Annotated in this window: 12 protein-coding genes and 1 pseudogene; 3 read left to right on the top strand and 10 right to left on the bottom strand. The window is 71.7% G+C overall.

What is annotated here, in order from left to right; genetic code table 11:
• Nucleotides 1–109: 109 nt before the first annotated feature.
• Together rpsT and ABR737_RS16150 are read left to right on the top strand one after the other, a co-directional pair.
• Nucleotides 110–376, top strand: a complete 267-nt coding sequence (gene rpsT / locus ABR737_RS16145) for a 30S ribosomal protein S20 (protein WP_327156985.1) — start codon at nt 110–112, stop codon at nt 374–376.
• A gap of 947 nt (nt 377–1,323) precedes the next feature.
• Nucleotides 1,324–2,145, top strand: a complete 822-nt coding sequence (locus tag ABR737_RS16150) for a hypothetical protein (RefSeq protein WP_350250876.1) — start codon at nt 1,324–1,326, stop codon at nt 2,143–2,145.
• Nucleotides 2,146–2,307: 162 nt separating this feature from the next.
• On the opposite strand, the gene holA is transcribed toward ABR737_RS16150, so the two are convergent.
• On the bottom strand, nt 2,308–3,291 hold the full coding sequence (holA, locus tag ABR737_RS16155; RefSeq protein ID WP_350250877.1) for a DNA polymerase III subunit delta: 984 nt from the start codon (nt 3,289–3,291) through the stop codon (nt 2,308–2,310).
• A gap of 463 nt (nt 3,292–3,754) precedes the next feature.
• Here holA and ABR737_RS16160 point away from each other — a divergent pair, with 463 nt between their 5' ends.
• Nucleotides 3,755–4,039: a hypothetical protein gene (locus tag ABR737_RS16160; RefSeq protein ID WP_502964486.1), complete on the top strand. Its 285-nt coding sequence runs from the start codon at nt 3,755–3,757 to the stop codon at nt 4,037–4,039.
• Between the two features lie 69 nt (nt 4,040–4,108).
• On the opposite strand, the gene ABR737_RS16165 is transcribed toward ABR737_RS16160, so the two are convergent.
• From ABR737_RS16165 to ABR737_RS16205, 9 genes and pseudogenes are all read right to left on the bottom strand, one after another.
• Nucleotides 4,109–4,909: an arylamine N-acetyltransferase family protein gene (locus ABR737_RS16165; protein ID WP_350250878.1), complete on the bottom strand. Its 801-nt coding sequence runs from the start codon at nt 4,907–4,909 to the stop codon at nt 4,109–4,111.
• A gap of 270 nt (nt 4,910–5,179) precedes the next feature.
• Entirely contained in the window at nt 5,180–6,496 is a 1,317-nt protein-coding gene (locus tag ABR737_RS16170) for an MFS transporter (protein WP_350256801.1), read from the bottom strand.
• Nucleotides 6,493–7,203, bottom strand: a complete 711-nt coding sequence (locus tag ABR737_RS16175) for a winged helix-turn-helix domain-containing protein (protein ID WP_350256802.1) — start codon at nt 7,201–7,203, stop codon at nt 6,493–6,495. The genes ABR737_RS16170 and ABR737_RS16175 overlap by 4 nt, the downstream gene beginning before the upstream one ends.
• Nucleotides 7,204–7,819: 616 nt before the next feature.
• Nucleotides 7,820–10,030 (bottom strand): annotated as a pseudogene (locus tag ABR737_RS16180) (ComEC/Rec2 family competence protein); the annotation flags it as partial.
• A gap of 203 nt (nt 10,031–10,233) precedes the next feature.
• A complete protein-coding gene (locus tag ABR737_RS16185; RefSeq protein WP_350250879.1) occupies nt 10,234–10,983 on the bottom strand; it encodes a ComEA family DNA-binding protein in 750 nt (249 codons plus the stop codon).
• 614 nt (nt 10,984–11,597) lie between these two features.
• Nucleotides 11,598–12,443 (bottom strand): DegV family protein, encoded by an 846-nt coding sequence (locus tag ABR737_RS16190; protein ID WP_350250880.1) that lies wholly within the window; start codon nt 12,441–12,443, stop codon nt 11,598–11,600.
• Nucleotides 12,444–12,683: 240 nt separating this feature from the next.
• Complete coding sequence (locus ABR737_RS16195; protein ID WP_350250881.1) at nt 12,684–13,520, bottom strand: hypothetical protein; 837 nt, start codon at nt 13,518–13,520, stop codon at nt 12,684–12,686.
• A 365-nt stretch (nt 13,521–13,885) separates the two neighbouring features.
• A complete protein-coding gene (locus ABR737_RS16200; protein WP_350250882.1) occupies nt 13,886–16,789 on the bottom strand; it encodes a leucine--tRNA ligase in 2,904 nt (967 codons plus the stop codon).
• A gap of 317 nt (nt 16,790–17,106) precedes the next feature.
• Complete coding sequence (locus ABR737_RS16205) at nt 17,107–19,065, bottom strand: S53 family peptidase (protein ID WP_350250883.1); 1,959 nt, start codon at nt 19,063–19,065, stop codon at nt 17,107–17,109.
• Between the last annotated feature and the right edge of the window lie 276 nt (nt 19,066–19,341).

The raw sequence follows: 19,341 nt of genomic DNA on the forward strand, positions 1-19,341 counted from the left end.
CCGGTTTGGGTGGCCGTAGACCCTGCTGGTAGCCTGGTCCACTGCGCTTCGTGCCCTCTCACGTACGAGGCGCTACTCGAAACTCCAACGAACCTGAAAAGGCTCTTTCGTGGCGAACATCAAGTCCCAGATGAAGCGGATCAAGACCAACGAGAAGGCTCGTCAGCGCAACAAGGCTGTCAAGTCCACTCTGAAGACCGCGATCCGTCGCACCCGCGAGGCCGTGGAGGCCGGTGACCTGCAGAAGGCCACCACCGCCCAGGCCGCCGCTGCCAAGACGCTCGACAAGGCCGTCAGCAAGGGTGTCATCCACAAGAACGCTGCCGCCAACAAGAAGTCGGCGCTGGCCAAGAAGGTCGCGTCCCTCAAGGCCTGACCTTCCTCCCGGAGGAGATCATCGGCCGGTCCAGGTCTGATCCTCCTCCATCGCAGCATCCGTAGTACCCCTGTCGGCAGGGACCCAGCGGCCCCTCTCTCCGCTCCCTGACCGATGCACCACCGCGCCGCACACGGCCTGCGTTCGCCACGCGGGTGCGGCGCACCCGGCTCACTCGGCGTAACCCGCCGACCAAGCCGCAACAGCTTGATACGAAGGCCTCGCCTCACCCCTTCCCCAGGGGTGAGGCGGGGTCTTCTTTCTTTTGCCGGGGTGGGGTGGCGGGGGTTGGTGCCGGCGGTGGGGCTTCTCTGCCGGTGGGGGTCAGTGCTGAGGGTGGGGCGCTCTCTGCCGGTGGGACTTGGCGGGCAGGGGTTGCCGGGGCGGGGTTTCCCGGGGTGGGTTTTCCGGAGCGGGCTTCCCCGGGGTGGGTTTGCCGGGATGGAATTGCGTAGGGCGCTTGGTTCGGGGCATTCCCATCAGGCTGGGCTTCCATTCTGGAGTTCCCATGCGAGGTTCCTTTACGGGAATTCTTGTGGGGTTCTGTTGCGAAGAGGCGTGGACGATGGACGGGAAATGTTTTGTGGTGTTCCATCGCCGGGGCTTCTGCTGTGGGGTCTTTACTGTTAGGCCATCGCTTGGGGCTTCTGCTGTGGGGCCATTGCTGCGGGGATATCGTTTTGGGGCACTTGAGGCACCAGCGCCTGGCCCGTGGCATGGGGGCGAAGGTGGCGTGAGCTTGCAGGTGGGGGCAGATGGGGCCGCATTTCCGCCTGCTCACCATGGGGGAACTTGCGTGCCGCAGAGCCGGGTTCGCTTTCTGCGGGGTCCGCTACGCTGCCGCCATGTCTATTTCGGGGGACCAAAACAATCCGTACGCCCAACCACAGCCACAGCCACAGCCACAGCCGAACCCATACGGTCAGGTGCCCGCACCCCAGAATCCGGTGCCCACACAGCAGAATCCCTACGCACAGCAGGCCATACCTCCGGGTCAAGCCGGCGGATACGGCTATCCGGCGCCTGGCGTACCCGCCCCGCCCCTGGGGCCACCCGCGGGGACACCCGTCGCCGCACCCGGTGGCGCGGACCGTGGCACGTCCGGCTGGCTCTGGGCCGTCGGCGGCGTGGTCGCCGCGTCCACGATCTGGGCCTCGTTGTTGTTCGCCACCGGGGGCTTCTCCTCCGAGCCCAGCCCCGACCTCGCGGGCTACGCCTACACGAACGATCTGTGTGCGGACACCTCGATGACCCCCTTCGAGGACGCCCACTACAAGACCAAGGCGAGCACCGGAACGGCCTCGAAGGACGCCAACCCGCAGCACAGCGGCGCCCAGCTGAAGTCCCTGGACACGATGACCTGCAACGTCTCATTCGAGCAGGACGGCGCAACCACCTCCGCCTACTCCTCCACCTGGCTCTACAACACCGCCACGCTCCACAAGGAGACCGATCCGACGCAGGAGTTCGCCGACGGCTACCGCTCGTACGAGAAGCAGGACACCTCGATCAGCTACCAGGTCGAGGCCGTACCGGGAATCGGCGACGAGGCCTATCTGGTGACCCGCAAGGACGACGGCGGCACGAGCAGCAGCTCGTATGTGATCCTCGGCGTCCGGGACGGCTGGATGACGTACCAGTCGACGTGGTCGAGCTATGCGTCGAGCAGTGGCAGCGACAGCGCCAAGCAGCCGACGGCCACCGAGGTGGCCACGATGCTGAAGACCAGCGCGAGGGAAACACTCAGGCGGCTGCACACGGAGCGCTGATCACGCCGGCCACCGTCTCGATGACGGCCTGCCTGCCCACAGCGCCGGCACCAGCGCGGGCGTCGGCAACGCCGCCGACGCCTGGGCCGACACCAGCGCCGACGCCGAAGCCGCCCGGTATCACGCTGCTGCACGCCCGCGCCGACAACAAGGAGCCGGGCGTCACCGCGAACGGGCCGCCCGGGCAATGGCCACGACGGCCTTCTCCAGGGCGTACGCCGGGTCGTCCCCGCCGCCCTTCACCCCCGCGTCGGCCGCTGCCACCGCGCGCAGCGCCGTGGCCACGCCGTCCGCCGACCAACCGCGTATCTGCTGCCGTACCCGGTCGATCTTCCAGGGCGGCATGCCCAGTTCGCGGGCGAGGTCGCCGGGGCGGGCGCCGCGCGGGGCGGAGGCCAGTTTGCCGATGGCGCGGACGCCCTGAGCGAGCGCGCTGGTGATCATGACGGGGGCGACGCCGGTGGCGAGGGACCAGCGCAGTGCCTCCAGTGCCTCGGCGGCCCGGCCCTCGACGGCACGGTCCGCGACGGTGAAGCTCGACGCCTCGGCCCGGCCCGTGTAGTAGCGCGCGACGACGGCCTCGTCGATGGTGCCCTCGACATCGGCGGCCAACTGCGAGCAGGCCGAGGCCAGCTCACGCAGATCGCTGCCGATCGCATCGACCAGCGACTGGCAGGCCTCGGGCGTCGCCGAACGCCCCGTCGCACGGAACTCACCCCGCACAAAGGCCAGCCGGTCGGCCGGCTTGGTCATCTTGGGGCAGGCCACTTCCCGCGCCCCGGCCTTGCGGGCGGCGTCCAGCAGACCCTTCCCCTTGGCGCCGCCGGCGTGCAGCAGCACCAGCGTGATCTCCTCGGCGGGCGAGCCGAGATACGCCTTGACGTCCTTGATGGTGTCCGCGGAAAGGTCCTGGGCGGCGCGCACCACGACGACCTTACGCTCGGCGAAGAGCGAGGGGCTGGTCAGCTCCGCCAGGGTGCCGGGCTGGAGCTGATCGGGAGTGAGGTCGCGCACATCGGTGTCCGCATCGGCCGCCCGGGCAGCCGCCACCACCTGCTGCACCGCGCGATCCAGCAGCAGGTCTTCCTGGCCCACCGCGATCGTGACGGGGGCGAGCGGGTCGTCTTGAGCTGTCTTCCTGGCCATCGCGTCCAGCATCCCACGCCCCACTGACACCCCGTCCCGGACGACTCGGACACCCCGGCCCTGCCCCCGCTTTGGTGCCTCTGCCGGACCGCTCGACACCCCGGCCCTGACCGCTCGGCTCTGTTGCCGGTGCCGGTGCCGGTGGCGGACGGCTCGACGTCCCTGTCTGTCCCTGTCCCTGTCCCTGTCCCTGTCCCTGTCCCTGTTCCTGACCCTGTTCCTGTACCTGACCGACTCTGCTCCGGTGCCCGTGCCGGAGCGGCTCAGTACCCCGGCGGTGACCGCTCTGGTGCCCCTGCCGGGCGGCTCCGCTCCGGTGCCGGTGCCGGTGCCGGACCCGCTCGGTGCCCCGGCGGTGACCGCTCTACTGCCCCTGCCGGGCGGCTCCGGTGCCCCTGACCGACTCTGCTCCGGTGCCCCTGTCGGGCTGCTCCGGCCCCTCCCTGACAGCGGCGTCATCGCCGTGTCGGACAATGGCCGGGTGAATGATGCTGCCCCACACCCACCGCACCTCCGGCACGTTCTGGTACTGCCCGACCGCGATGCCGCGGAAGAGGTGGCCGAGGCCCTGACCGAACGCTTCGGTGTCGCCGAGGAGCCCCAGCTCGTACGGGACGCCCTGGCCGGTGAGGACGACGCCGAGGACGCCCAGTGGCTGGTGGTGGTCGAAGACCCGGACGCCGCCCACGACCCGGCGCGGCTGCACGACCTCGCGGCGGAGTACGAGGGCTGGCGCGAGGCCGAATAACGACGGGGCCGCGGAGCCACGGGGGCCATGGGGGCTGCCGGGGCCGTGGGGGCCGCCGGGGCCGCGGGCCTAAGCGCCGCCGCCGGGCGCCCGCACCGCACCGACTCGGGGCTCCCGCTCCAGAACAATCCCGAAGCGCTCCCGGTAGGCGGCCAGGACCTCTCCCTCCCCCCCGTCCAGCTGACGCTCGTCCCGTGCACCATCCGCCCCGGTGGTCACGAGCGTACGGCCGGAGAGCGTGACCCGGCCGGTCCCGGTCAGCCGTGAGCACACCAGGGACTGGGTGAAGTGCGACTTGGGCGAGGTCCGGTGCCACCAGCAGCCGGCCTCGAAGTCCGCATAGGCACGCGGGCGTTGTTCGAGGCGGTACTGCGGATCGCCGTCCCTCAGGACATCGAGGTCTCCCTCACTCGTCTCCTCGATCCGGAACACCCCGCCGGGATCGGCCTGCTCGGCACGGCTGTCCCAGCGCAGCGGAAAGTGGCTGTGCCTGCCGAAGCCGACGTCCGCAAGCCACGGCCCGCTCGGCGTCTGTACACGCAGCGCGAGGTGGTCATACGGAATTCCGGGCCCGTCGGCGCCGAACACGCGGGCGGAGAGCAGTTCGACGTCATAGCCGAGCGCGCCCAGGAGCAGGGCGAAAGCACCGTTGAGCTCGTAACAGAAGCCGCCCCGGCGGGCGCGGACGATCTTGTCCAGCAGCGGCTGCTCCACGAGCACGATTTCCTCGCCGAGGTGGATGGAGAGATTTTCGAAGGGAACGGTGCGCAGATGGCTGAGGTGCAGCGCACGCAGCGCCTCGGCGTCCGGCGCCGCGGGGCGGGCGGCACCGATCCGGTCGAGGTAGGCGTCGGCGGCAGCGGTGTCCATCAGGGGTGCGTCCTCTCCGAAGCGGGCCGGCGGCGCCCTTCGAACCCGGCCGGCCCCACACAGCAGTGAAGGCCCCATTCGACGCCTTCACCCCTCCTCATGATCTGGATCCTACGGATCCTGAGGCAGCAGCAATCGCGCCACGTACTCGCCTGCACTGCCTGCTCGGTCCATGGCCTTGTGCGCCACACAGCCCGCCGGCGGCCTCCGGCCCGCTGAGCTGCACGATGCCGTCGGCCCACGCGGCCGGTCGTCCAGGGTCACCGCCGCCTAAGTGGCTTCTCCACTGGGTTCGGGGAGGTGCACGGAGGGGCCGCGGTCCGGCCCGGGCGCAGACTCCTGGGGCGTGGTGGCTCCCGGAAGGCTGCGTATTCGGGGGACGGGTGAGGGCAGCAGCCAGAGAAGGCAGAGGGTGGCACCGGCGGTAGCGATCCAGAGGGTGGGACGCAGGCCCAGCGCCGTGCCGAGCACACCACCGGCCATGGCACCGATGGGGCGGAAGCCGTAGTTCAGCGTGCGGGACGCACCGGCGACGCGAGAGCGCAAGACGTCCGGTACCAGCGCCGCGAGCAGTGAGCCGGAGGAGATGTCGACGAGCATGACGCCGACGCTGGACAGGAATTCGGCGACGAAGAGCAGCGCGGCAACCAGCGAGGTGGCACCGTCGGCGAGCGGGACGAGCAGGAGCGGCACGGTGAACCCGGCGTAGCCGAGCAGAATGGCCGGGCCGATACCGATGGCGCGCACCACCCTGCCCGCGACCGCCGCGCCGATGAGACCGCCGATCGCGCCGATCCCCAGCACCGCCCCCAACAGTGCGGCTTCCAGGCCGAGTTCGGTGGTGGCGTAGAGCACGAAAAGGGTGTGGAACATGAGGTTGAAGAACTGCACCGTCCCCGAGGCGGCGAACATGGCGCGCAGGGTGGGGTGCCGCAACGCCCAGCGCACTCCCTCGGTGGCATACCCCTTGGCGGGCGGCGCGGGCGGTGGCTCGGTCGGCGCGATACGCGCCAGCAGCACGGCGGAGTACAGAAAGGTCAGCGCGTCGGCGAGCAGCACCAGGGGCACCGCGAGCAGCTGGACGAGCAGGCCGCCCGCGCCGGGCCCGCCGACAAAGGCCATCGCGCGACTGCCGTTGAGCAGGGAACTGCCCGCAATCAAGCGGCTCCTGGGAACGAGCGCGACGAAGAGAGTGACGTCGCAGATATCGAAGAGGACGGTGCACGCACCGACGGCGAAGGCGACGGCATAGAGCTGGGCGAGAGTGAGCGCGCCCACGGCGTAGGCGACGGGCAGGGAGATGATCAGCAGCGCACGGAGCAGATCGGCAGCAATCATGATCCGGCGACGCCGGGCCCGCCGGTCGATCCAGGCCCCCGCGGGCAGACTCAGCAGCAGGGCGGGGAGCAGCTCCGCGGTCTTGAGCAGACCCATTTCCGCGGCCCCGGCACCCAGAACGAGGACGGCGACGAGCGGGACGGCGAGCAGGGAGATCTGATCGCCGGCGAGGGAGACGGACTGAGCCGCCCAGTAGCGGCGGAACGCGCGCTCCCGTAAGAGGACGGGGACCCGGACCGCCTGACTCATAAGGCCCCGCCGCCGTCCGCGCCGTCGTCCCCGGGACGGGACGCGCCGCCGCTCCGCGTCTCGATATGCCGGACGAACGCGACCTGAAGGAAGCTCACCAGCCGTGCATCGGCCGGCCGGGCCCCCGGGTCCTGCAACCGTGCCACATAGGGGCTCAGCAGCTCCGTCACCCGCTCGCCGAGTTCGGTGAGTTCGTCGGCGGTGAGATAGAGCGAGACATCCCCGTACTGCTCGGCCTGCTGCCATGCACGGGGCAGGGCGGCGCGCTGCTCCAGGGCGTGCGACATCTTGGTGAAGTAGTTCTCGGCAAGGGCGACGTTCAGGGCCGTGGAAGCCTCGGTGACCTCGGGGTCGTCGGAGTGCCCTGGCCAGCCGGTGAACTGTGCGGTCGCCCGCCATGGCTTCTCCCGCCCCCGACCGCCCTCGGCCTCCTCCACCAGGTCGTACTTCGCGAGCATCCGCAGGTGGTACGAGCAGCTGGCGACGGACTGCCCCGTCAGCTCGGCCGCGCGGGTGGCGGTGAGCGGGCCTTCGCGGCGCAGCAACCCGACCAGCTCCATGCGGGTGGGATGGGCATAGGCGCGCAGCGCACGCGGATCGGAGAGCTGTATGCAGTCGGCGAACGGATCGGACCGCGGCCGCAGTTCGCCGTCCGCGTCCGGCCGCACCGGCTCGGGCTGCTGGGATGGTTCCGACCTCGGAGACATGAAATAAAGGTATCTTTAGAAAGGTTCCTTTATAAGGATCCGGTCGGTAACTGTGAGAGAAAAGGCGTAGGCGGAGGAGGATGCGGCGGCGTCCGATCCAGCGGTTGCCGACGGGGAGAGCACGAGGGCCGGTAGGTGAGCGACGGCGGTCGGGCCTGCGCATCACGGCTCGGTGGCCACCGGGCGGGTGGCCACCGGGTGGACGGCCGCCGGGCCGATAGCCACGGGACGGACGGCCACCGGGTGCGCCGCCATCGGGTGGACGGCCGCCCACTGGACGTGCCGGGGCTCTCCGGGCCGTTACCGGGCGGGACCGGGTTCTCCGGCCGGGGACCGGGCCGGCCTTGGTTCGGTGGCCGTTGACCGTCGCCGAGAGCCTGGCCGTCGTGCCCAGGATCGCGATGGCTCCGTCGGTGTCCGTCCGCAGCACCCGGGCGCCCTGAGCGCGCAGCGCGGCAATGGTGCGGGGCCCCGGATGGCCGTACGGATTGCCGACACCGCAGGAGATCAGCGCCAGGCGCGGCGCCAGCCGATGCATCAGCGGAGGGTCCTGATAGGCGGATCCGTGGTGCGCCACCTTCAGGACATCGACACCGCCCAGCTCCGGGTGGGCCGCCAGCAGTGCGCGCTGTGCAGGTGGTTCGAGGTCACCCAGCAGCAGGAGGGTCAGGCCGCCCGTACGGACGAGCAGGGTGACGCTGGCGTCGTTGGGGCCGTCGAGCTCGTCGGGACCGGCCGATGGACCCGTGGGATCGGCGGGGCCGGTGGGGCTGGTGGGGTCGGTGGGGCCAGGGAGAGTGGGCGGGGCCGGCGGCCAGAGGACCTGCCAGGCGAGTGGGCCCAGGTGGCGCCGCTCCCCCGGTACGGCACGGATGACCGGCACCCGTGCCGCCGCTGCCACACGGTGTACGAACTCCGCCTGTCCCGGAGGGTCTTGCAGCGTCGTGGTCTCGATCGCGCCGACCGCACGACCGCGGAGCGCCCCCGGGAGCCCGTCCACATGGTCGGCGTGGAAGTGCGTCAGGACCAGGAGCGGGATACGGCGGACGCCCAGGTCGGTGAGGCAGCGGTCGATGGCCTGGGGCTCGGGTCCGGTGTCCACGACCAGCGCCGTACCGTCCCCGGCTGCCAGCACCAGGCCGTCGCCCTGCCCCACGTCGCACACCACGGCCCGCCACCCCGGCGGCGGCCATCCGGTGAGGATGCGGGTGAACGGGGCGGGGCGGCACACCGCCAAGATCATTGCCAGCACACACAGCACGCACAGCCAGGGACGGCGCAGCACCCTGCGGACGGCCGGCACCAGGGCCACCAGAGCAGCCGCCAGCACCAGCCCGCCACCCCAGCCGCCCGGCCAGTCGAACTCCGCCCCCGGCAGCGCCGCCCCCGTGCGGGCGACGCCGGCGACCCACTCAGCCGGCCAGCCCGCGCACCACGACAGCGCCTGGGCGGCCGGCAACGCGACCGGGGCGGTGGCGAGGGCCGCGAAGCCCAGCACCGTCGCGGGGGCCACGGCCACTTCCGCCAGCAGATTGCAGGGCACCGCGACCAGGCCCACCCGGGCCGCCAGCACGGCGACCACCGGTGCACAGACCGCCTGGGCAGCGGCCGCGGCGGCGATCACCTCCGCGATCCGGGGCGGCACCCGGCGCCGTTGCAGCGCGGCACTCCAGCGTGGCGCGAGCAGCAGCAGCGCGCCGGTCGCCAGGACGGACAGCAGAAAGCCGTAACTACGGGCGAGCCAAGGGTCGTAGAGGAGCAGCAACAGGACCGCGGCGGCGAGGGCGGGGAGCAGCGAGCGACGGCGGCCGGTGCCGATGGCCAGCAGTGTGATCAAGCCGCAGGCGGCGGCCCGCAGCACGCTCGGGTCCGGGCGGCACACCACGACGAAGGCGAGGGACAGCGCACCGCCGATGACGGCCGTGCCGCGCAGTGACAGCCCCAGGCGTGGTGCCAGCCCTCGGCGCTCGGCGCGCGTCGCGAGATGGGGCGGCCCGATCAGCAGGGCGAGCACAATCGTCAGATTGCTGCCGGAGACGGCCAGCAGATGCGTGAGGTCGGTGGCGCGGAAGGCGTCGTCGAGATCCGGCGGCACGCGTGAGGTGTCACCCACCACGAGGCCGGGCAGCAGGGCACGGGCATCGGGACGCAGCCCGTCGGTGGCCTCGCGCAGCCCGGCACGCAGGTGTCCTGCCAGCCGTTGCAGAGGAGACGGGGCGCCGACCTTGACCGGTGGCGCCTCTGCGGTGACCCGGAGCACGGCGGCAACCTGGTCGGCCGGCGAGAGCGGCGGCGCGGCGTGCGCCACCACCCGGATGCGTGTCGACGGCAGCAGTCCGCGCCACGCCGATGACAGGCTCTCGTGAGCCCCGGGGCCGTGCGCTTCGCCACCCCCTCCACGCTGCTGTACGACCACCAGCACCGGGGTGCGTACGGTGGTGACCTCACCGCCCGGCGCCCTGACCCCGACGGCATCGGCCGTGAACACCAGTACCGGGGGCGTCCGTTGGGAGCCTCGCACCTTGGGGCGGGTGAGTCGTGGATCACCACTCACTTCCAGCTCCGCCGTGAGCCCCGCGTAGTGCTCCGCCAAGGCCGGCAGCGGTCCGCGCCGCACATCCGACGCATGCAGGGCCGCGGCCGCGGCCCCCGCCGCAGCGCACAGCAGCACCGCGGCCAGGGCCACGAACGCCCCGGCGGACCAGCGGCGGGGAGAGCGCGGCCGGAGCGGCCCCAGCCCTCGCCGGGCAGCTCCCGTCTCAGGCCCGGCGCAGGGCCGCCCGTCTCCCTCCGCAGCACACTCCGCCCTGCGCCGGACCACAGCCATCCGCCACGCGGACAGCGCGAGCGCCACGGCCGCCCCACAGGCCACCGCCACTCCCCCGGCGGGGGCGCCCAGGCCGATCACCGCCCCCGCCCAGGCAGCCAGCGCGGGCGCGACCAGCCGCAGATCGGCCGGGCCCTCCTGATGCGGGTCCGAGGCACCGTGCGACGACGACGCCGTGGCGTGCACGGGGGCGCGGAGACGGGTCACGGCTGGACCAGGGAGCGCAGATCGGCGAAGCGGCGGTCACCGATACCGGTCACCTGACGGAGCTGGTCCACCGAGGTGAACCCGCCGTGCTGGGTACGGAATTCGACGATGTGCCGGGCCAGGACGGGCCCCACTCCGGGGAGCGAGTCGAGCTGCTGCTCGGTCGCCGTGCTGAGGCTGACCGGTCCGGCCGGACCGCCTCCGGCCCCCGGCGACCCGCTTCCCGGCCCGGATGCCCCCGGGCCGACGGGCCCGGCAGCGCCCCCGGTGCCCCCGGTGCCCCCGGCGGCCGCGGCGGCCCCGGGCGCGCCGACCACGATCTGTTCGCCGTCGGTCAGCAGTCGTGCCCGGTTCAGCCCGCCGGTGCTCGCTCCCCGCAGCACCCCGCCCGCGGCCTGCAGCGCATCGATCACCCGCGACCCCTGCGGCATCCGGTGGATGCCCGGGTGCCGGACCTTGCCCGTGACATCGACGACCAGTTGCCGTCCCGCACCACCCGGCGGACCGTGCGCCATCGCTGCGGCGGACGACGACGGCAGTGAGGGCGGATGCGGCGCGGGGCCGGACGCCGCGGGCCGTTCGGCCGCCGGGGCCCGCACCGGTTCGGGGCGGCCGGCCCAGAAGTGCTGTACGGCCAATCCCAGCGCCAGTACGAGCACCAGTACCAGGGCAGCGAGCATCTTCGGGTCGGCGCCGCACCGTAACTGCACCCAGAGCGGCAGCCGTTCGCGTACGGCAAGCCACATCCGCTCCCGTCGGCGCGGCCCAGGCGGACCGCCCCCAGAAGGCGGCGGACCGTGCCCCGGAAGTGGCGGACCGCCCCCGGCCACCGCAGCCCCACCCCCGCCCGGCCCGGACCAGGCACCCGGCCCCGGCCCAGCACTCGCGTCCGCCCCTGCACCCGCACCCGCACCCGCACCCGCACCCGCACCCGCACCCGCACCACCGAAGATTGCCGCGACCCGGTCCCGTACCCGCTCGCGCTCCCACTCCCGCCGCTCCGACGCACCGGACGGAGCCAGGGAACCTGCGGCAGTGAACGGGGGAACGGAGGGAGCCGCCCCCGAGGCCGAGGCCGAAGAGGCCAAGTCCGAGAACACCGCGCCCGAGGACGTCGAGCCCGAAGAGGCCGAAGGGCCGAAGGAGAAGGCCTGATACGGCCAGGCCGACGAAAACGACGGAACGGAAGCAGACGATGAAGCCGGAAGAACGGGGGAAGCCCCCCACGCAGATCGAAACGAGTTCATACCGATCGACGCTAAGCACGTCGCGCAGATCTCGCCGAGCTGCCGCAATTCCGGTGGATGAAGGACGAGTTGTGGAAAACTCCGTCACCCACAGGAGGTCCCACCACTCCCCCTCACAGCGACGAAACCACGACCCCCAACAGCCCCGGACCCGTATGCGCGCCGATCACCGCGCCCACCTCGCTCACCAGGAGCTCGTTGAGTCCCGGCACCCGCTCCCGGAGCCGCTGGGCCAGCGCATCCGCGCGCTCCGCGGCGTCGAGATGGTGCACTGCGATATCGACCTGCCCCTCGCCGGCCCGCTCCGCGGCGAGCTCCTCCAGCCGTGCGATCGCCTTGGACGCCGTACGGACCTTCTCCAGCAGCTCGATCCGCCCGTCGGCCAGTTGGAGGAGCGGTTTGACGGCGAGCGCGGAGCCGAGCAGCGCCTGGGCGGCACCGATACGGCCGCCGCGACGCAGATAGTCGAGGGTGTCGACGTAGAAGTAAGCGGAGGTGGCGGCGGCACGCTTCTCGGCGGCGGCCACGGCTTCGTCGATGTCCCCGCCCGCCTCCGCCGTCTCCGCGGCGGCGAGAGCGCAGAAGCCGAGGGCCATCGCGACCATGCCGGTGTCCACGACGTGTACGGGCACCGGCGCCTCCTTGGCCGCCAGCACCGCCGCGTCGTACGTACCGGAGATCTCCGAGGACAGATGGAGTGAGACGATGCCGCTCGCACCGGCCGCCGCGACCTTGCGGTAGGTGTCGGCGAACATCGTGGGGGCGGGCCGGGAGGTCGTCACCGGACGGCGCTTCTGGAGTGCCTGGGCGACGGATCTCGCGGAGATCTCGGTGCCCTCTTCCAGGGCCTGGTCCCCCAGGACGACAGTCAGCGGAACGGCCGTGATGCGGTGACGCTCGACAGCCGTCCGCGGCAAGTAGGCCGTGGAATCGGTGACGATCGCGACATGGGGGGACATGACTGGGAGGTTATCCGGGGATCCGGACGCCGCACAGTGCGGGCCCCTCCCCAAGATCTTCCAGGTTTCCCCAAGGCTCTGCCAAGAGGGCGCCGGAGCATGCCGTCCCCGCCCTCGTCCCCATCCCCGTCCCGTCCTCGGATCCGCGATCCGCGCGGCACCGCTGACGTTCCGGGCTTTCTCTCCGTCTCCCCCGGGCCCCCCACAAACCCCCTCGCCTCGCTTCGCGTCTCCGACGTCTTATGGCCTCACCTGGCCGTGCCCTCCGTTGGTCGTGTCCTCCGTCCGTGGTGCCCGTGACGTCCGTGTCCGCGGTGCCTTCTCCCACGGGTAGGACGGCTGGGTGCGCGGGTCACGGGCGGTGAGCGCCTGCGGGCCCTCGGGGGCCTGGCCCGCGGAGCGGCCGTCCTCGGACGCCGAAGGCCGGCCCGTCCGGACGCCGGCGTCCGGGGCCCCGCCGTCGGTACGCGCCCGTGACGGCCCGTCCGCCGACGGGTGTACGGGCTCCTGCAGCGGGTCCGCGACATCCTCGACCCGGGTCCAGTGGCGCAGCGCCCCCGCCTCGACATCGATCTGGTCGCTCAGCGCCGCCAGATCGTCGTCCGCGAACTTGCGGGCGCGGTCCCGGGCGGCCCAGCGCAGCGACTCCGCGGAGTGCGTGATCCGTTCCAGGCGCTCCCTGAGCTCCGGGAGGCGCGTGGCGATGGTGGCCCGGTCGGGCTCGCGCTCGAGCCGCTTGAGTTCGTCGTCGAGCTCATGGCCATGGGCGCTCAGCCGCTCGAAGAGCCCGATCGCCTCGCTCAGGGAGGCATCGTCGGAGGATCCGCCGCGGAGCGCCTCCTGGGTGGCGCGCATGGACGTACGCAGCGAGAGCCGCAGCTGTGCGAGTTCGCCGACCACACCGGGCTGGGCGAGCTGCCGGGCGCGGAGGCTGGTGTCCTCGACGGTTCTGCGGGCCTGGGCGACCGTGCGGTCGACGCCGCGCTTGGCCGCCGTCACGGCCTTGACCGTGACGAACACGCCTGCCAGGACGAACAGCACGAAGAGCAGCCCGACGATGGCGACAGCAGCTTCCATGGGCGCTCCCCAGACGTGTCGGCGGCGCCGGATTTCCGCCCGCGCCCTTGTCTCTCCACGGTAAACGGCTCGGGCAGGCCGCGGGTTCCGAACGAACCCCCAACCTGCCCGTAGGGGAAACCACCCATGGCGCCGGCGCGACGGCGCCGGCCGCAGCGACAGCCAAAGCCACAACCCACGCGACCAGAAGCCGGCCACCGGGTCGGCACCACACACAAGCCCCCGGCCGACCACCGCCCCCGCGCAGCCCCCACGGGCCGAGCCCACCGGCCGAAGCCCACCGGCCGCCGAAGCCCCCGGCCAGGCACCCGCAACCAGCCCCGGGCGCCCGGGACCAATCCAGGCCCCGGCCGCCCTCCCCCGGCCTACGCCGGAACGATGTTCACCAGCTTCGGCGCCCGGACGATGACCTTCCGGATGCCCGCGCCGTTCAGCGCCGCGACCACGGCGGGCTCGGCCAGTGCGGTGGCCTCCAGGTCCGCATCGGAGATCGACGGGGAGACCTCCAGGCGGGCCTTGACCTTGCCCTTGATCTGCACGACGCAGGTCACGGCCTCGTCGACGACATACGCCGGGTCGGCCACCGGGAAGTCCGCGTGCACCACGGTGTCCGTGTGGCCCAGCTTGCGCCACAGCTCCTCGGCGATGTGCGGGGCCAGCGGGGCGATCAGCAGCACCAGCCGCTCCGCGACCGTGCGCGGAATCGGGCCGCCCGCCTTGGTCAGGTGGTTGTTCAGCTCGGTCACCTTGGCGATGGCGGTGTTGAAGCGCAGGTTCGCCAGGTCCTGGCCGACCCCGTCGATCGCCTTGTGCAGGGCCCGCAGGGTGGCCTCGTCCGGCTCGGTGTCGACGACGGTGACCTCACCGGTCGCCTCGTCGACGACATTGCGCCACAGGCGCTGCAGCAGGCGGTACTGGCCGACGACGGCCCGGGTGTCCCACGGCCGCGACACGTCCAGCGGTCCCATCGCCATCTCGTACAGGCGCAGGGTGTCCGCGCCGTACTCCGTGCAGATCTCGTCGGGGGTGACGGCGTTCTTCAGGGACTTGCCCATCTTGCCCAGGACGCGGCTGACCTTCTCGCCCTGGTAGTAGTAGCCGCCGTCGCGCTCCTCGACCTCGGCGGCCGGGACGGCGATGCCGCGGCTGTCCCGGTAGACGAAGGCCTGGATCATGCCCTGGTTGTACAGCTTGTGGAACGGCTCGGAGGACGAGACGTGTCCCAGGTCGTGCAGCACCTTGGACCAGAAGCGGGCGTACAGCAGGTGCAGCACGGCGTGCTCCGCGCCGCCCACGTACAGGTCGACGCCGCCGGCCGGCTGACCGTCGCGCGGGCCCATCCAGTACTGCTCGATGTCCGGGGCGACCAGCGCATCGGCGTTGCGGGGGTCCAGGTAGCGCATCTCGTACCAGCACGAACCCGCCCAGTTGGGCATGGTGTTGGTCTCGCGCCGGTAGCGCTTGATGCCGTTGCCGTCGCCCAGGTCCAGGTCGACATGGACCCAGTCCTCGTTACGGGACAGCGGGGTCTCCGGCTGGGTGTCGGCGTCGTCCGCGTCGAAGGTGCGCGGGGAGTAGTCCTCGACCTCGGGCAGCTCCAGCGGCAGCATCGACTCGGGCAGCGCGTGTGCCACGCCGTCCTCGTCGTAGACGATCGGGAACGGCTCGCCCCAGTAGCGCTGCCGGCTGAACAGCCAGTCGCGCAGCCGGAAGTTGACGGTGCCCTCGCCGATGCCCTCGGCGGCCAGCCAGTCGGTGATCTTCGCCTTGGCCGCCGTCACGCCCAGACCGTCCAGCGAGATCGCCGCGCTCGACGAATTGACGATCTTGGCGTCGTACGAGGCGAAGGCGTCGTCCCAGGCCGAGGGGTCGGTGCCACGGTCGTCCGACGGCTCGACCACACAGCGCATCGGCAGCTCGAAGGCGCGGGCGAAGGCGAAGTCACGGCTGTCGTGCGCCGGGACGGCCATGATCGCGCCGGTGCCGTAGCCCATCAGGACGTAGTCGGCGATGAAGACCGGGACCTGCTCGCCGCTGACCGGGTTGGTCGCGAAGGCGCCGGTGAAGACGCCGGTCTTGTCCTTGGCCTCGGCCTGCCGCTCGACGTCCGACTTGGAGGCGGCCTGCTTGCGGTAGGCGGAGACGGCGTCGGCCGGAGTGGCGTGGCCGCCGGTCCAGACGTCGTGGGTGCCCTCGGGCCAGGCGTCCGGAACGATCGACCCGGTGCCGGTGCCGGTGCCGTTGTCGGAGCCGGCGACCAGCGGGTGCTCGGGCGCCAGCACCATGTACGTCGCGCCGAACAGGGTGTCCTGGCGGGTGGTGAAGACGGTGATCTTGTCGTCACCCACGGGGAAGTCGACCCGGGCGCCCTCGGAGCGGCCGATCCAGTTGCGCTGCTGCAGCTTGATGGCCTCCGGCCAGTCCAGCGCGTCCAGGTCGTTCAGCAGCCGGTCGGCGTAGGCGGTGATGCGCATGTTCCACTGGCGCAGCTTGGCCTTGAAGACCGGGTAGTTGCCGCGCTCGGAGCGGCCGTCGGCGGTGACCTCCTCGTTGGCCAGCACCGTGCCCAGGCCGGGGCACCAGTTGACCGGCGCGTCCGAGGCGTACGCCAGGCGGTACTCGCCCAGGACGTTGGCCCGCTCGATGGGGCTCAGCCCGTCCCAGGGACGGCCGTCAGGGGTCTGCCGGGTACCGGCCTCGAACTGGGCGACCAGGGTGTCGATCGGACGCGCCGCGTCCGCCTCCGGGTCGTACCAGGAGTTGAAGATCTGCAGGAAGATCCACTGGGTCCACTTGTAGTACGCCGGGTCGATCGTCTCGACCGAGCGGCGCTGGTCGTGGCCCAGGCCCAGGCGGCGCAGCTGGCGCCGCATGTTCACGATGTTGGCCTCGGTGGAGACCCGCGGGTGGGTGCCGGTCTGCACCGCGTACTGCTCGGCGGGCAGGCCGAAGGCGTCGAAGCCCAGGGTGTGCAGGACGTTGTGGCCCGTCATGCGCTGGTGGCGGGCGTAGACGTCGGTGGCGATGAAGCCCAGGGGGTGGCCGACGTGCAGGCCGGCGCCCGACGGGTACGGGAACATGTCCATGATGAACTTCTTGGGGCGGGCCGCCACCGCGGCGTCGCCGGTCAGCTCCCCGGTGGGGTTCGGGGCCTCGTAGGTCCCGTCCGTCTCCCAGAAGTCCTGCCAGCGGGCCTCGATGTCGGCGGCCAGCGCTGCCGTATAGCGGTGCGGTGCTGCCACCTCGGCAGCAGTGGTCGTCTCGCTCATCGTCCTCAAAGCTCCATCGATCGTCTCTGCCTGCGGAAACGCGCCGGAATCCCCGGCACGCCGGAAACAAAAAGACCCCTCGCACAGGAGGGGACGCCGCGCCGATTCCGACGGCTTCTGTCATCCGTCGGTACTGATCAGCGCGGCCCGCTAAGCAGAAGGCGTACGGCACGCATGGCGTCAGGGTACCGCAGGGCGTACGAGGCCCGCGCTGAGGATTCCCCCAACACGGGCCCCGCCCCCCGTTACCCCGCGCTCCCGCCGCCGCCCCACCGGGGTCACGGACGGCGGCGGGCAGGCGGTGCCGCGCGCCCGTTTCAGGGGCGGTAGGAGCTCACATATCCGGCGCCCGGCGAGCCCACGCCCGTGACGTCGTCGTAGCCGACGCCCGCGTGCAGCGAGCTGTCCTTGCCCAGGCTGCGCAGCGAGGTCGTGGTGCCCTTGCTGCTGTCGACACCGTTGACGTAGTCGACGCGGACGACGGCGAGGTCACGGCCGGCGCCCAGCGGGTGGTCGGTGACGTCGTGGTAGGCGGCGGTGCCGTAGCGCTGGTAGATGGCAGGGTTGGCGAAGCCGATGGCGACGCCGTGCCGGGCCTGCTGCGCCAGCGCCTGGACGCCGGCGATCACCGGAGCGGCCAGCGAGGTGCCGCCGATGCGGTACTCGTCATAGCCGAGCTTTCCGTCCGGCAGGGTCTGGGTCTGGCCGACGAGGAAGCCGGTGTTGGGGTCGGCGACCGCGGCGATGTCCGGGACGGTGCGCATCGCGCCGCCGCCGTTCGCCTTCGCGAGCCCGTCCGGCACGACACCGCGCTGGTAGAAGGGCTGCTCCACGGTCTTGCTGGTGCCGCCGCCGGCGCCGCCGTTGAAGGCACCGGGGAATCCGGTCCAGTCGTTGCCGTCCTGGGAGAGCCCCGCCTTCAGGGTGCCCCAGCCGGTCTCCCACTGGTACGCGTCGTGCTTGCCGACGGCCAGGGAGGTGCCGCCGACCGCGGTCACCCAGGGGGAGTTCGCCGGGCTGTCGACCTGCTTGGTGCCCGTCTTGGCGACCTCGTCACCGTCGTCGCCGGAGGAGAAGTAGAAGCCGATGCCCTGCACCGCGCCCTGCTGGAAGAGCTGGTCGTAGGCGGCCGCCGAGTCCGGGGTCTCGTTCGCCTCCAGGTCGCCCCAGGAGTTGGAGACCATGTCGGCGAGGTGCCCGTCGACGACCTTGCCGAGCGAGTCGATCAGGTCGTCGTCCATGCAGGAGGCGCCGCCGACGTAGACGATGTCGGCGGCGGGGGCGACCGCGTGGACGGCCTCGACGTCGAGGGTCTCCTCGCCGTACCAGCCGGCCGCGCCGCACTCCTTGATGTGGGTGTAGTCCGCGGGCAGCACCTGGGACAGCTGGCCGTGGCGGTAGCGGGGGTCCCCGTTGCGGCCGGCGTAGGTGTCCGCGTCCTTGGCGATGCTCGGCGAGGCGTAGGCGTCGGTGATCGCGACGGTGACGCCCTTGCCGGTCCACTTCTTCGCACCGTAGGCGGCGCGCAGCTGCTTGCCGGTGTAGCCCTTGATCGCGTACGGGGCCTTGCCGCCGTAGGCGGACGGCAGCTTCTTGTTCGTCGTGGAGCCGTAGTACGAGGAGAACGGGCCGGAGTTGCGGAAGACGCCCTCCGGCGGCGGCAGTTCACTGGAGTGGTGCTTGGCCATCCGCGGCGCGTTGTCCAGGCCGGTGACCGTCAGCACCGCACCGGCCAGTGTGGCGGGCGCGGAGGCGGTGGTCGACGGGGCGTGGTACAGGTGGCCGCTCTTGCGGTAATTGTGCAGGTCGGTGGCGAAGGCGCGCTCGGCGGCGGCCGCGTCTCCCTTGACCGTCACATACCGGTTGCTGGTGCCGGTGACCGTCAGGCCGGACTTCTTCAGCCAGTCGGTCACCTTGGCTATCTGGTCGTGCGTGGCACCGTAACGGGCCCGCACCTGGCCGGGGCTCAGGTACTTCCCGTACGCGGCGGAGTGCGGGTCGGACACGGCCCTGGCGTAGTCCGCGAGCCCCTTGGCGTCGCGGCCCGCCAGGTAGACGCGGGCGGTGACGGCCGCAGAAGCGGAGGTGTCGCCCTGGTCGGCCTGCCGGGTGGCCCACAGGGGCTTGGTGCCCTGCAGTGCGTGCCGTCCGCCGTCGTGGCCCGCGGCGTCGGCGGCGGGTGCGCCGAGCGCGAGCGCACCGGCGACCAGCGGCAGCGTCGCTGCCCAGGCCAGACCGGCGCGGGCGCGCAGTGATCTGGTGCGGCTTGATCTCATGTAACCCCCTGCTGTGGCGATGCGGTGCGCTGCGGGGTGCCGCGCTGCGCCGGTGCGCAGGTGCGCGGCACCGCACAAGCGGTGAATGCGTGGGATGTGACGTTCACGCGATGCGCCACTCTTTCGGTGAACCGTTCATGTCAGGGACATGCGATCACCAAGAAGAGACCAAGGAATGGCAAGGACTGGCCACGAATGGGCAGGGAGCGAACATTCAACTCGCCATAACGGGCGCCTCGCTGACCGGATATCAGGGGAACCCGGGAGGAACCGCCG

The organism is Streptomyces sp. Edi2 (genome assembly GCF_040253635.1).
Taxonomy (GTDB): Bacteria; Actinomycetota; Actinomycetes; order Streptomycetales; family Streptomycetaceae; genus Streptomyces.